General features: G+C 34.2%; 12 protein-coding genes and 1 tRNA gene. 5 read left to right on the top strand and 8 right to left on the bottom strand.

Annotated features, from left to right (window positions below):
- Window positions 1-2: 2 nt before the first annotated feature.
- A complete protein-coding gene (locus ACT53I_RS02025; protein ID WP_476078213.1) occupies window positions 3-1262 on the top strand; it encodes an exo-beta-N-acetylmuramidase NamZ family protein in 1260 nt (419 codons plus the stop codon).
- A gap of 10 nt (window positions 1263-1272) precedes the next feature.
- Complete coding sequence (locus tag ACT53I_RS02020) at window positions 1273-2058, top strand: sulfite exporter TauE/SafE family protein (RefSeq protein ID WP_476078212.1); 786 nt, start codon at window positions 1273-1275, stop codon at window positions 2056-2058.
- A gap of 1 nt (window position 2059) precedes the next feature.
- Here the strand turns inward: ACT53I_RS02020 and ACT53I_RS02015 are convergent, their stop codons facing one another.
- The 3 genes from ACT53I_RS02015 to ACT53I_RS02005 are packed head-to-tail and all read right to left on the bottom strand — an operon-like array spanning window position 2060 to window position 4011.
- Window positions 2060-2266: a hypothetical protein gene (locus ACT53I_RS02015; RefSeq protein ID WP_213189641.1), complete on the bottom strand. Its 207-nt coding sequence runs from the start codon at window positions 2264-2266 to the stop codon at window positions 2060-2062.
- A gap of 1 nt (window position 2267) precedes the next feature.
- Window positions 2268-2834 (bottom strand): DUF3575 domain-containing protein, encoded by a 567-nt coding sequence (locus tag ACT53I_RS02010; protein WP_476078211.1) that lies wholly within the window; start codon window positions 2832-2834, stop codon window positions 2268-2270.
- Between the two features lie 4 nt (window positions 2835-2838).
- Window positions 2839-4011: a thioredoxin family protein gene (locus ACT53I_RS02005; protein ID WP_476078210.1), complete on the bottom strand. Its 1173-nt coding sequence runs from the start codon at window positions 4009-4011 to the stop codon at window positions 2839-2841.
- Between the two features lie 277 nt (window positions 4012-4288).
- On the opposite strand from ACT53I_RS02005, the gene ACT53I_RS02000 reads away from it, so the two are divergent.
- The gene (locus ACT53I_RS02000) at window positions 4289-4645 is read left to right on the top strand and encodes a cation-transporting P-type ATPase (RefSeq protein ID WP_476078209.1); all 357 of its coding nucleotides are present in this window, start codon (window positions 4289-4291) and stop codon (window positions 4643-4645) included.
- Entirely contained in the window at window positions 4543-6762 is a 2220-nt protein-coding gene (locus tag ACT53I_RS01995) for a cation-translocating P-type ATPase (protein WP_476079367.1), read from the top strand. The genes ACT53I_RS02000 and ACT53I_RS01995 overlap by 103 nt, the downstream gene beginning before the upstream one ends.
- A gap of 12 nt (window positions 6763-6774) precedes the next feature.
- Here the strand turns inward: ACT53I_RS01995 and ACT53I_RS01990 are convergent, their stop codons facing one another.
- The 5 genes from ACT53I_RS01990 to ACT53I_RS01970 all read right to left on the bottom strand — a co-directional run bounded on the left by ACT53I_RS01990 (window position 6775) and on the right by ACT53I_RS01970 (window position 13229).
- Window positions 6775-7422 (bottom strand): DUF6266 family protein, encoded by a 648-nt coding sequence (locus ACT53I_RS01990; RefSeq protein ID WP_476078208.1) that lies wholly within the window; start codon window positions 7420-7422, stop codon window positions 6775-6777.
- Window positions 7423-7452: 30 nt separating this feature from the next.
- A complete protein-coding gene (locus ACT53I_RS01985) occupies window positions 7453-9429 on the bottom strand; it encodes a DUF2075 domain-containing protein (RefSeq protein ID WP_476078207.1) in 1977 nt (658 codons plus the stop codon).
- A 544-nt stretch (window positions 9430-9973) separates the two neighbouring features.
- Window positions 9974-10046: transfer RNA gene (locus ACT53I_RS01980), tRNA-Phe, on the bottom strand.
- Between the two features lie 123 nt (window positions 10047-10169).
- The gene (locus ACT53I_RS01975) at window positions 10170-11984 is read right to left on the bottom strand and encodes a lysophospholipid acyltransferase family protein (RefSeq protein WP_476078206.1); all 1815 of its coding nucleotides are present in this window, start codon (window positions 11982-11984) and stop codon (window positions 10170-10172) included.
- A 6-nt stretch (window positions 11985-11990) separates the two neighbouring features.
- Entirely contained in the window at window positions 11991-13229 is a 1239-nt protein-coding gene (locus ACT53I_RS01970; protein WP_371463051.1) for an aspartate kinase, read from the bottom strand.
- 127 nt (window positions 13230-13356) lie between these two features.
- Between ACT53I_RS01970 and fbp the strand changes: the two genes are divergently transcribed.
- Window positions 13357-14373 carry a class 1 fructose-bisphosphatase gene (gene fbp, locus ACT53I_RS01965; protein ID WP_476079366.1) on the top strand — a complete coding sequence of 339 codons (1017 nt, stop codon included), beginning with the start codon at window positions 13357-13359 and terminating at the stop codon, window positions 14371-14373.
- Window positions 14374-14420: the final 47 nt, after the last annotated feature.

Raw genomic sequence — 14420 nt, 5'->3', positions numbered from 1 at the left:
AAATGAATTTAAGTGTCAAAATTAAAGATTTAGTTCTTATTATGCTAATGATTTTTGGGTTACAAAGATGTAGCACTCAAAAAAACAATGCAAATCCCACTCCAGAACCTGTAAAAACTGCAGAAATTGCTTTAGAAAAACCAAAAAATAAAGAAGAAAACTGTTTTAAAAACGCTGCAGACAGACCAGAACTCTATTTGCCACTTCTGAAAAATAAAACTGTTGCAATAGTTGCCAATCAAACGAGTTTATTAGCAGACAAAACCCATTTGGTAGATTTTTTGGTTCAAAATAATATCAAAATCAAACATATTTTCGCACCAGAACACGGTTTCCGTGGAACTGCTGATGCTGGTGAACATGTCAAAAACGGAATTGACACCAAAACAGGTTTGCCAATTATTTCGCTTTACGGCGACAATAAAAAACCAAAACCTGAACAATTACAAGGCGTAGATATTGTACTTTTTGACATTCAAGATGTGGGTGTAAGATTTTACACGTACATTTCTACACTCACTTACGTAATGGAAGCTGCCGCAGAAAATGGTAAAGAAATCATTGTTCTTGACCGCCCGAATCCTCATGATGGTTATACAGACGGACCTGTTTTAAAAGAAAAATGGACTAGTTTCGTAGGATTGCACAAAGTTCCTGTAGTATATGGATTAACGATTGGCGAATACGGAAAAATGGTAAATGGCGAAAAATGGATGAAAAATGCAGTACAAGTAAAATATACGCTCATCCCAATGCTGAATTATCATAAAAATAAAAGATATCCTATTTCTGAAAAACCTTCACCTAATTTACCCAATGATCAATCCATCAACCTCTATCCTAGTCTTTGTTTCTTCGAAGGAACGCAGGTTTCTGTAGGAAGAGGAACAGATTTTCCTTTTCAAGTGTATGGAAGTCCTTGGTTAAAAAATCAGGAATTTTCTTTCACTCCGAAACCAACTTCAGGTGCAAAAGATCCTTTCTTGAATGGTAAAATATGCTTTGGAAAAGATTTGCGCCAATTCCCAGAAATTAAAAGAAAATTAGATTTAAGTTTCGTTATTGATGCATATCAAAATTTTGACAAAAAAGCTCAAGATTTCTTCTTAAAAAACCTTTGGTTTGATACTTTGGCAGGAACAGATGAATTGCGCAAACAAATTATTTCGGGAACTCCAGAAGTAGAAATTAGAAAATCTTGGCAAAAAGATTTAGAAAACTTCGAGAAAATCCGTCGCAAATATATTCTCTACGAAAACTAGTCAATTGTAAATGGATTTTTTCTCTGATTACAGTCTTTACACGCTATTCTTTTTAGCTGCATTTGCCTTTATTGCGGGGTTTTTAGATGCAATAGTTGGCGGTGGTGGTTTGATACAATTGCCCGCTTTGTTGATTCAGTTTCCTCAATTGGCATTGCCTACACTTTTTGGAACCAATAAAATCGCCGCGCTTTCTGGAACCAGCATTGCAGCGGTACAATATGCCAAAAGAATACGCTTCAACTGGAAAGTTTTGCTTTCTATCTCGCTTTTTTCCTTCTTGTTTTCGTTTTTGGGAGCGAGAACAGTGAGTTACTTGGATTCTGAAGCATTAAAACCTTTAATTTTAATTATTCTGATTGCGATTGCGATTTATACTTTCATCAAAAAAGATTTAGGAAATGTTGCGACCAAAGATTTAAGCACCACCAAAAAGATGATTTTCGGAGCTTTGATTGGAGCAGTGATTGGTTTCTACGATGGGTTTTTCGGACCGGGAACAGGAAGTTTCTTTGTTTTGGCTTTCGTGGTGATTTTAGGATTTGATTTTCTTTCGGCTTCTGCTTATGCTAAAGTGGTGAACTGCATCACCAATATTTCTGCGCTTTTGGTTTTCGTGAACCACGGAAATTATTTGTTAGAACTGGCTATTTTAATGGCTGTTTTCAATGTTTTAGGAAACTTTCTAGGAACAAAAATTGCCTTTAAAAAAGGCAATGGATTTATCAGAATTGTATTTTTAATTATCGTAATGCTGATGATTTTACGATACAGCAAAGAAGTTTTTTGGACTTAATTTAATCGAAATGTTGCGGGCCTGATTGGTCATTTTTACTTCGGTTATAAATCATCATCCCGATGGTAAGTCCCACCATTCCGCCAAGTCCGTTTAGTAAAGCACTTTGTAATTTGTCTGGTTGTGTATTCCCAATGTAATTCATCAAAAACACGATGACGAAAGTAATCACCAAAACCACTAAAAATTTTACACTTTTTATTTCCATATTATTTAATTTGATAAGAAATCATTACGCCACCTTTATAAGGAATCCATTCTCCACTTCTGTTGATGGAAGCACCTTCTTCTTTGTCTGCTCTTATGTCTGGGAAAGCATTATAATAAGACCTATAAAAAGACTGAGCGTTTCCTCCTCCTAAAAAGATATCTAAATTAATTTTATCATTCACTTTCACTACATAACCTACAGTTCCGCCTAAAAGTATAGAATACCCTTCTTGATGAATTCCCAAATTAAGATGGTTATACTTTTGCATTCTATAAATCGCTACTCCTGTATTAGCAGCCACATACCAATTTTTAAAACTTTCGGTAAAATAATAACGATATTCTAAAGTACCAATAGCAAAAAGCATTCTATTTCCAAAAACAGATTTCCAAGGAGAAATAAAAACATCTGCTTGAAAAGTGGTTTTATCTGTAAGTTTCGTTTCTATTCCTGCATTTAACATCAGAGCAGGCAAAGTGAAACCATTGACTTTTACATAAGTTTGAGCATTATGATGAACAAATAAACTCATGAAAACGAGGAAGAAATTTTTTTTAAACGCCATCGTTTTACTTTATCTTTTTTAATAATTCTTCAGTTGATGCGTATTCATCTCCTTTCGCTTTAGCAATTTCGATAGATTTTTTCGCCCAAAGTTTAGCATTTTTATTATCTCCCAATTTATAATAAATATTGGCTAATGTATCTGTATTCTGGCTATTTTCTTCTTTTTTAATACCTTCTAAACACAATTGCGTCACTTGAGTCAACAAAGTATTATCTGTAACGTAGAGGTAAAAATTCCAAGCGACATTATTGAGTTCATCGGTGGCAAAATCTTTTGGATTTTGATAATAATTCAATGCAGATTTTGCGTAATCATCATATTTTTTTTGAGTAAAAAATAAATCCATATTGATCTTATTCAAAAGTTGTTTTGCTTCTTTTTCACCATAAATTTTTGTTCCTTCAGCTAAAAAAGTGGATTCATTAATGCTTTGCGTATTGGCATCGAAAGATTTTTGTAAAACCGTGTTCAGTTTGAGTTGCTTATCATATTCCGCCAAATAACTTTCTGGAATTTGCGTAGAAAGTTCTGCCTTTTTTGCCGTGAAGATTTTATACAAATCATCATCTATGGTTTTGGTGAAAAACAGCAACATTCCTGCTTCTTCTTTAGAATAAGTAGCGTCTGTTCTCGTCTGGAAATAACGGGTAGCCACTTTTTGAGCCAATGAAAAATCAGTTGCATACGTATTTTTAATCAATCCCATTAAAAATTCTGGGTCTTTTTCTCCCGCTTCAAACTTCGCTATTTTATTTTCTAAAGTATTTTCTGGATTCACGGCTTCTTTGGCAATACTGATGAGTTCTTGCGGACTCATATAACCTGCAGCTTTGTAGACCACTTTTCCATCTCCATTTATGAATAGCAATGTAGGATAAGAATAAATGCTGTATTTTTTTGCAATTTCTATTCCTTCTCCTTTTTCCATGTCAATGTGAAGGTTCAGGAAATTGGCATTGAAATAATCTCCCACTTCTTTTTTAGGAAATACATTTTTGTCTAACAATTTACACGGACCACACCATGAAGCAAAAGCATCTAAAAAAATGAGTTTATTTTCTTTTTTGGCTTGTTCTAAGGTTTTAGCAAAAGACTGTTTTCCGAATTTTATTCCATCTTGAGAAAAAAGCATGGTAGAAATCAACAAGAAAAGGAACGGTATAATTTTTTTCATTATCATTTAAAAATTGAGCTACGAAGATAAAATTTTTTGAGGGAACAAAAAATTAATAACCAAAATAATACCAATTTAAAATCTCTATAATTAGGCATTTTTCCGAAATATAAATTCTGAAAGAATAGATAAAACATCACCTCTTATATATCAGCTCTAAAACCTTTTTCTCATCATAAAATTTTCTTAACTTTAACTGAATAAAAGACTGATTAAAAACCAATTAAAATCAGCCATTTTTTCCCGTGATTTATTCTCATCTTAAAAAGGAAATGCCATGACACAAGGAATTTCTCAAAAAAAAGCAGCAGAACTTTTGAAACAATTCGGCTTCAATGAACTCCCTTCTGCAAAACCGAAAAACGTTTGGCAAATTGCCCTAGAAGTGATTCAAGAGCCCATGTTTATCTTACTTATGTTTTGTGGTCTCGTCTATGTTTTATTGGGAGATTATACCGAAGGAATGATTCTGTTGTGTTGGGTTTTCGTCATTATTTTCATCACTTTTTATCAACACAGAAAAACCGAAAAATCTTTAGAAGCATTGAGACAATTGTCTTCTCCACGAGCTTTGGTGTTCGTGATGGGCAAGAAATTAGAATTTCCGGAAGAGAAGTCGTTCCAGAAGATGTAGTGATTTTAAATGAAGGAGACCGAGTTCCTGCAGATGCTATTTTATTGGAAAGTCAACACCTTACCATAGACGAATCTTTATTAACTGGCGAATCTGTTCCGGTGATTAAAACCGAAGAAAAAGAAGCTCATGTTTTCAGCGGAACACTCATCGTACAAGGAAAAGGCAAAGCAAAAGTGACGCATACTGGTTCCGAAACACAATTCGGAAAAATTGGCGTTTCGCTACAAAATATAGAACAAGAAAGCACCCGACTGCAAAAAGAGATGAAAAGACTCATTAGAAGTCTGTTTCTTATGGGAATCGCCATCAGTATTGGCGTGATTCTGGCTTTTTACCTCACGAGAGGTAATTTCCTTAATTCTTTACTGAATGGTCTGGCTTCTGCTATGTCTATTTTACCTGAAGAATTTCCTGTAGTATTGACTATTTTTTTAGCATTAGGAGCTTGGCGATTATCCAAAAATAATGTTTTAACCCGTAAACCTTCTGCTATAGAAACACTTGGTTCTGCCACCATATTATGCAGTGATAAAACAGGAACCATTACCCAAAACAAAATGGAAGTTGCTGCGCTTTACTCAGGCGAAAAATTCTATTACAAGAAAGATTTTAAACATTCTTTAGAAAATATTCAAGAGGTTTTAACGGTTTTAGTTCACGCTTCTCAGCGTCATTCGATTGACCCAATGGAAAAAGCGATTGGCAATGAAATCAGCAGGTTGCATCTCACAAAAGAGGAGTTAGATTTGGTAAAAGAATATCCACTCAGCAAAGAATTATTTGCCATGACTCGCGTGATGAAATCTAAAAACCATCCACAAAGTCATGCGTATTGCAAAGGTGCTCCTGAAGCGATTTTCCAATTGTGCCATTTTTCTGAAGAAGAAAACGCTCGTTATACTCAATTGGTTCACCAATTGGCAGAAAGTGGTTATAGAGTTCTTGCTGCAGCTCATTGTGAAATAACTTCTGATGAACTTCCCGAAAAACAAGAAGAATTTCCTTTTATTTTTAGCGGATTAGTTGCTTTTGAAGACCCGATTCGTGAAGAAGTTCCAGAAGCCATCAGCGAATGCAACAAAGCAGGAATTAAAGTGATTATGATTACGGGAGATTTTCCTGCCACTGCCAAAAGTATTGCCAATCAAATTGGTTTACAGCACAATGACCAAGTTTTAACGGGTGCTGAACTCCAAAATATGAGTGATGCAGAGCTAAAAGAGAAAATAAAAACTACCCATCTTTTCGCAAGAATTGTTCCCGAACAAAAACTCCAAATCATTAAAGCCTTAAAAGCCAATGGAGAAGTGGTGGCGATGACTGGAGACGGTGTAAATGATGCTCCTGCGCTGAAAGCTGCTGACATAGGAATTGCAATGGGAATGAAAGGAACAGATGTAGCCAGAGAAGCATCTTCCTTGGTTTTATTGGATGATAACTTTGCGTCTATTGTTTACGCCATTCGTTCTGGAAGAAGAATTTTTGACAATCTTCAAAAAGCCATGTCTTATATTCTCGCTATTCACGTTCCGATTATTGGTTTGGTATTATTGCCTGCTTTTTATTCTTCACTGCCTATTCTACTGATGCCGATGCATATTGTTTTTATGGAATTGATTATCGACCCCGTTTGTTCTATCGCTTTTGAATCTGAACAAGAAGAAAGAGGCATTATGAACCGACCGCCAAGAGATCCAGATGAACTCTTTTTCGGTTGGCGAAAAATTGCTTTTAGCCTAGTGAAAGGATTTTTACTCCTCGCAATGGTAGTAGTGGTTTATTTTCTTTCTCTAAAAGAAGAGCACTCTGATAACGCGGTGAGAGCCATCACATTTTCTTCACTAATTTTAGGAAATGTATTTCTCATTCTCACTTCTTTATCTGATACTAGAAATTTTGTTTCAGTGATTTTAGAGAACAATAAAGCTTTGGTGATTATTTCTACAATTGCCTTTACCTTGTTATTTCTCACCATCGGAAACCCAATGCTGCAAAAGATTTTCAGTTTTGAATATCCTGGTCATCAACATTTTATTACTTCTATCATAGGAGCGGTAAGTCTTTTATTTATCTTAGAAATGATTAAACTATTGAAATTAAAACACCCATTGTAAACAGATAAAAGCTTAGCGAAATAAACCCTGCTCTAGCTTCCCGAGATAAAAACTATTGCACGATTGATTGCGTGCAGTATTGCTCATAAAAATATAGAAATGGGCAGGATGTTCTACCGTCCAATCTGGCAAAGGAACCGTAACTTGTGTATTAGTTCTATGGGCGATATTTTCTAAAAAATCTACCTGCTCTAGGTTTTCGCTCACTAGGAGAAGATGCACCTCATCATTGGGTTGCGCAAATCCTTGTGAACTATTGTCTTGCCAAGTAAGATGCAGCGCATCATCTTGTAGTGTAACGCCTAAGTGATGAAAACCGCTTAAATCTCCACTAGAAACTAAAAACTTGTTCCAAAGCAGCGTAAACTCATCATCTTGCACCTGAATGACATTTTGCAACGTATAAGAAATCAAAAGATTTCTTCTCTCCCCCGAAAAAGCACTTTGGTTAAAGAACTGTTGGGTAATTTCTAGAAAAGGCTTGGTAAATTCTATCGCTAGAGAAAACTTCAGTCTCTGCAAGCGTTGTTTTTCTGTGGGTGGTTTTTGAGAAGCTTTGGGAGCGGCTCGCATAATAGGAACCCCATTTAAAGTAAGTCCTACAATATTGCCTACTTTCCCAGAAAAGCCTCCTAGAATTCCGTCTTTTGCAATGGCCATGGTTGGTTAGTTTTTGGGTATCATTTATTTTTATTCTACAATTTCAATTCCTAAACTTTTTAAATAATTAAATGTAGGACTATAAAAATCCGGTTGTCTTGTATGATCATCTATATTTCCTTCGGGAACAACAATAATCATCCCTTGTCTTGCTCTAGTAAGTAATACTCTGTAAGCATTAATAAGATACTTTTTTCTTATACTTTTATGAATATTTTGCCATTTGTTCCCCACAAAAGAATATGTTTTCCAACCTTCGTTAGAGTATCTTAAATCTGCATCCCAAGTCACACAAACCCAATCCAATTCTAAACCTTGCACTTGAAATTCCGTTGCTACATCTTCTAAAAAATAAGATGAACGAATATTATCCTTATCATCCAAAAACCAATTGACGTGATTAATTGGAGTTTTCACATCTATTGCTAATGGTTTTAATCTATAAGCTTGTGAAGAAACGACAATACCATACCTTTCGCTTCCTCTAGCTTTCTCCTTAAGCCATTTTTTAGCTTTTTCTACATCTCTAGTAATTACAACAGGATATTTACCATTTAATTTTTTTAAAGTTTCTTTTGCATTCTCATCAAAATCTAAAATCTCTTTGACAAACTTTGACAAATATTCTGCTCTAAAAGAACGCATGGAAACAGACAAATGTAATTTATCATCAAAAACAACTTTATTAGTTAATTCTAATTCTTTTATTGATTCTTGCGCGTTGTATTCGGTATCAATCAAATTAGGGGAAATTCTTGTTTCCCAATCTTCAAATTTATTTTTAACCGCTGAAAGCCATTCAGAAATACCAGCTTCTCCCGTATTAATTTCTTGGCCACCACCTACTAAACATACAATTACAGCCCAGTCTTCATGTCTATCTAAACAAGAAATTAAAAACTCTGGTTCAGAATATTGAAAATTAGCAATTCCTTTCTTTTGATGCATGAATTTTACAGTTTGCTCTTTAGTCCAAGCTCTTTGAGCTTCATCAAAAATAGCAACATGATCATAAGGAGCTTTAGGATCTCTCAAATATTCATCACGATAATGGTGAATGATTTGAATAAAAGCTTTTACACTTTCTCTTGCACTTTTTTTGGTTATTTTATTGCCTTTTAATTTCTCCTGCACAATTTTATCTCGTGCTAATGCTTCCTGTAAAATATCTACCAAAGGCTTATTTCCCGATAGAAAAACACTTGTATTTCCCTTCTCTTTATCTAAGTGTTCAGTTGCTACTTTCAATCCAACTAAAGTTTTTCCAGCGCCAGGAACACCCGAAACAAAACAAATTACTTTTTTATTGTTTTGTTTAGCATAATCTATTGTTTCAGAAATATAATTTGAAGTATAATTTAAATTTACAGCATCAGCATCATTTCTGGTTATTGCTTCTACATTATGATTATTATATAAACTTATTGCCGCTTCAATAATCGTTGGAGTAGGAGAATAACTTCCTTTTAAATATTCATTAGGATTAATTTCTTCTGTAGATTGATAAAAATTGATGACCTCTTGAATTGTTAATTCCAGATTTTCGGCATTAGTTCTTATTGGATTGGTTAAATTATCATTATGACTTGTAAAAACTACTTCTAAAGGAATTTTTTTAGAATGGGTTGCAACTAAAATTGGAACAAGTAAAAGCTCATGACTCGGTTTGTGAAAATTTTTCAAATCTAAAGCATAGTCCCAAACTTGTTCAATATTATGATTTAAAAATTCCTTTTCACCTACCTTAAACTCTATTACAAAAACAATATTCTTGATAATTAATATACAATCTACTCTTCTACCCATTCTTGGAATCGAAAATTCAAAAAATAAATGCCCCTTAAAATCTTTTAAAATATCTTTTAAAAGACTTATTTGAAATTCCCAAGCGTATAATTCAGTATGAATATGACCCAATCTTCCATTAACAGAAATTTCGCCAATAATAGTTTCAGTTGATTTCTCAAGAAAATCAGAAATTGTATCAGAATAATAGTAATTCAGCATAAAATAGGTTAAGAGTTTTGAATCTAAAAAGAAAAGATAATGTTCTTTTAATTAAAGTTTTCATTGATTAGTTCAAACAAATATATCAATTCATTTTCAAACATCATTACGGAAAAACGTATTGCAATAAAAATCATAAAACCCCATCATTTTTCTCCCAATCAAGTTAAGGTCAAGTTCTACTCAAGTTTTAGGTTTGTTCGTGGTTTGTTCGTAATTTATGGTACTTTTCCGAGGCTGATTCGAAGGAAACACGAACAAACCACGAACAAACCCCACAGAAAACCCGAATTTCACCCAACTTTGACTCGAAGATATGGAGTTAAAAACAGTGCTTACACAGAAAAATTTTTCAGCATGATTTCTACCTCTGCTTTTAGTTCTTGGATAAAACTTTCGGGCGCTAAAACTTGTAATCGCTTTGTGGTTGACAAAGACAAGACAATACCAAAAACTTAGAATAAATAATAATGGGGAAATTAAAAAAAAGAAGCTTTCTTAAGTCTATAAAAAACAAAAACCGCCTCTCGAAAGAAGCGGTTTGTGGTTTCTCCAGGAATCGAACCAGGGACACACGGATTTTCAATCCGTTGCTCTACCAACTGAGCTAAGAAACCTTTTTTGTTTCATCACTGTGTTAAAGTGGTGCAAAAGTAAGCACTTTATCTATATGACGCAAGTCTTTTCAAAAGAATTTTACATTTTTTTTTGAACTCCTTGATTTTCAAGTTCATTTTTTTTTAACTTTCTTTTAATTGTTCGCTCATTTCTTCTAAAACGGGCTTAATCGTACTTTCTGGAAGGTCGCTTATTCTGATATACATGAGTCCATCTATCGCATCATTGAAATTAGGGTCTACATTAAATGCGATAACCTTAGCATTTTGCTTGATATATTTTTTTATTAAAACCGGCATTCTCATTTCTGGCTCTAAATCATCAATGAGTTTATCAAACTTGTTCAAATCATTGTCTAAACCTTCGAAAAAGAGGTGTTTTTCCTTTACCTTAAGTTTTACCTTAAAATCGTTTTTAGGATGCACGTATTGCGCCACCACAGAATCATAATAATGCGAACGCATAAATTCAATCATCAAAGACTTAGAAAAATCTGAGAATTTATTACTGATGCTCACTCCACCCATTAAGAATTTATGTTCAGGATTTTTGAGGCAAACATGCACAATTCCTCTCCACAACAAGAATAGTGGCAATGGTTTTTGCTGATATTCCAAATTTACATAAGCACGACCCATTTCTATCACTTTTCTAAAGAAAGGTTGAATTTCTTGGTCAAATTCAAACAATGAACTCGTATAAAAGCCGCTAATTCCGAATTTCTTCATGACTTGAGCTCCTAATGCCATTCTATAAGCTCCCGCAATTTTTTGAGCACTATTATCCCAAAGAATGAGGTGATGGTAATGCTTATCATACTCATCTAAATCAAAAGGCAGATTGGTTCCCTCTCCTATTGCTCGGAAGGTTAACTCACGCTGTCTTCCGATTTCTCTCATCATCGAAGGAATTTCGTCATATTCGGTGAAATACACTTCGTAATTAGAGTTGGAGAATAAGAGTTTATCTTTCTTTTTAAGATTTTCTATATCCTTTAAAATGTCTTCATGAGGCGTTTCGTCTATGATATTCTGAATCACTTCTTGACCTGATTTAAGCGGAAATTTAATCGGCAAATTAGACAGTTTAAAAAGCGCTGCAATAGATTTTCTCCTTTCATAATAAGATTTCATCATGTAGACTTTCTTTCTCAAGAAATCGCCTAATTCTTTTACCGATTCATGTTCTTCTTGAATTTTTGGCGAAACAGGCTTTCCTATTCTAATTCTAATCGGTTTGTCTCTTTTCTTCATCATTTCAGACGGAAGCAAGAGCGTTTGTAAATCTGCATGAATTTTGGCAATGCTATAAAACTTGCTCGAATTCTTGGTATGAAAATACATAGGCACCACTGGAACCTTTGCTTTTTTTATCAATTTAAGCGCTGGAATTTCCCATTCTTTATCCAGAACTTCATCAAAAACATTGTTACGATTAGACACTTCTCCCGCAGGAAAAATACCGATACAACCGCCTTCCTGAAGGTGTTTCAATGTATCACGCATTCCAGAAATACTGCTGTATGCTTCTTTTCTGGTTTCAAAAGGATTCACAGGAATCACATAATCTTTCATAGGCTCTATTTTCTGCAAAAGAAAATTACCCATGATTTTAAAATCAGGCCTAATTTCTGTAAGGATTTTACACATCAGAATTCCATCAATCGCTCCTAGAGGATGATTGGCTACCAAAATGAAAGGTCCTGTTTTAGGGATTTTAGCCAAATCTTCTTCGAAGGCTACGTATTGGATTTCTAATTTTTTGAGAAAAGCATCAAAAAAAGCTACTCCTTCATGGTGTTTTATGCTGTCATACAATCTATTGACATCATTCAATTTGGTAAGTCCCATAATGGTAGAAGCAATCGGACTTTTAATAAATCCGAATTTCTGCAATCCTGCTGCTTTGATAAAATCTTGTTTAGAAATGAGGCTCATGTTTGGTTATTGCGTAACGATTTGTACTGTGTTTTTTGAAATTTGTTCTAAAAGGATTTTTTTGTCAGCATAGAAATTAGAAAGCTCGTCCATATTGGCATTTCTTACAGTGTATAATGAAACATTTTTCACAACATCCGTGCTGAATTGTTGAGTCAAGGATTGATTAACCTCATCAATTTTCCCGAATTTATCTTCCAGACAAAGCGCCAAAGAAATCGCAGAGTTCTGCATCATAGAAACTTTGATTTTATGTTTTGCCAAAAGATTAAAAATCTGACTGATGTGGTCTTCTGCAATGAAAGAAAAGTCTCTCGTAGAAATATTCATTAATACTTGATTTTCTTTTAGGATATAACTTTCTTCGCTTTGGTTGACATCAGAATTTCCTACTTTGGTTCCTGGTTTTTCTGGCTCTACAAAAGATTTCACATAAAAAGGAATATGCTTTTGTTTCAGCGGTTGTAAGGTTTTCGGGTGAATTACCGAAGCTCCATAATATGCCATTTCTATCGCTTCTTCGTAAGAAATATTAGAAAGCAAGGTTACGTTTTCAAATTTTCTAGGGTCACCTGTCATCACACCTGGAACATCTTTCCAAATGGTCATGGCTTCAGCATTTAAACAATAGGCAAAAATCGCCGCAGAGTAATCTGAACCTTCTCTTCCTAAAGTTACGGTGAAGTTATTGGCTTCTGAACCGATGAAACCTTGTGTAACATACGATTGATTCTGGTCTAGACCGCTAATATTCTTTTCGGTTTCTTGCCAGTTTACTACGCCTTCTCTGTACGTGTCGTCTGTTTTAATGTAATCTCTAGCATCTAGCCAAGCATTGCTAAAGTTTATGTCATTAAGATACTCACTGAGAATTTTAGACGAAATCATTTCCCCACAACTCACCACTTGATCATACACAAAATTGTAATTTGGCGATTTATTTCTTCTCAAAAAAGCTTCTAAATCATCAAAAAACAAAGCTACTTCACCAAAAATTTTATGATTTTCGGCAAAAAGACCTTTGGTAATTTCTAAGTGAGATTGTTTTATTTTTTCTACTTCATTTTGGTAATCTTCCTTCTTAAAATAGTATTCTACTACTTTTTCTAATGCGTTGGTAGTTTTTCCCATGGCAGAAACTACTAATAGGCATTTTTCGAAACCTTGCGAGTTTAACACTTTCGCTACATTCTTTACACTCTCTGCATCTTTTACTGATGCTCCTCCGAATTTAAAAATTTTCATCTTCTTTTATCTAAAATCAATTCAAACCTTCAAATTTATTAAATTATTTCCATATGAATCAATTGAATATTTTTTGGGAAATATGACTAAAAATTACGAAATTTACAAACAAGCAAATACCAAAAAAATGTCTGAACAAACTTTTCAAACTTTAGGTGAATTTATCATTGACAAACAAGACGATTTTAAATATTCCACAGGGGAACTCTCTAGACTTTTGAGTGCCATTAGATTGGCTTCTAAAGTAGTGAATAGAGAAGTAAACAAGGCGGGAATCGCAGAAATCATCGGTCATGCCGGAAACCAGAATGTACAAGGTGAAGACCAACAAAAACTAGATGTTTTAGCCAACAATCTTTTTATAGAAGCACTTTCTCAGCGTGAAGTAGTCTGCGGAATTGCATCTGAAGAAAGTGATGATTTTATAGAAATTAGAGCGACAAGTAACGCTCACCTTAATAAATATGTGGTTTTAATAGATCCTTTAGATGGTTCATCTAATATTGATGTAAATGTTTCAGTAGGAACCATTTTCTCTATCTACAGACGTGTTACGGAGCCTGGAACACCTGTTCAACTCAAAGATTTTTTACAAAAAGGCGTAAAACAAGTAGCAGCTGGTTATGTAGTTTACGGAAGTTCTACTATGATTGTTTACACCACAGGAAATGGTGTGAATGGATTCACTTTAGACCCTTCTATCGGTACATATTACCTTTCTCACCCGAATATGAAATTCCCAACTACGGGTAAAATTTATTCCATTAACGAAGGAAATTACATTAAATTTCCTCAAGGTGTGAAAGATTACATTAAATATTGTCAGTTAGAAGAAGGAGACAGACCTTATACTTCTAGATATATTGGTTCATTGGTTTCAGATTTTCACAGAAATATGATTAAAGGTGGAATTTACATCTATCCTTCAACCTCACAATCTCCAAAAGGAAAACTTAGACTATTATACGAATGCAATCCAATGGCATTATTGGCAGAACAAGCTGGCGGAAAAGCGAGTGATGGCTACAGAAGAATTCTGGAAATAGAACCTACAGAATTGCACCAAAGAGTACCTTTCTTCTGCGGAAGTGCTGCAATGGTAACCAAAGCTGAAGAATTTATGGCAAAAGCTTTAAAACCTTAGAAATTTATAAAATTGCTTATTATAAAATCGTAAAGTCTCTCTTGATT

The sequence above is a fragment of the Cloacibacterium sp. DMC96 genome (assembly GCF_056313765.1).
This window is presented reverse-complemented; position numbering and strand designations above follow the sequence as displayed.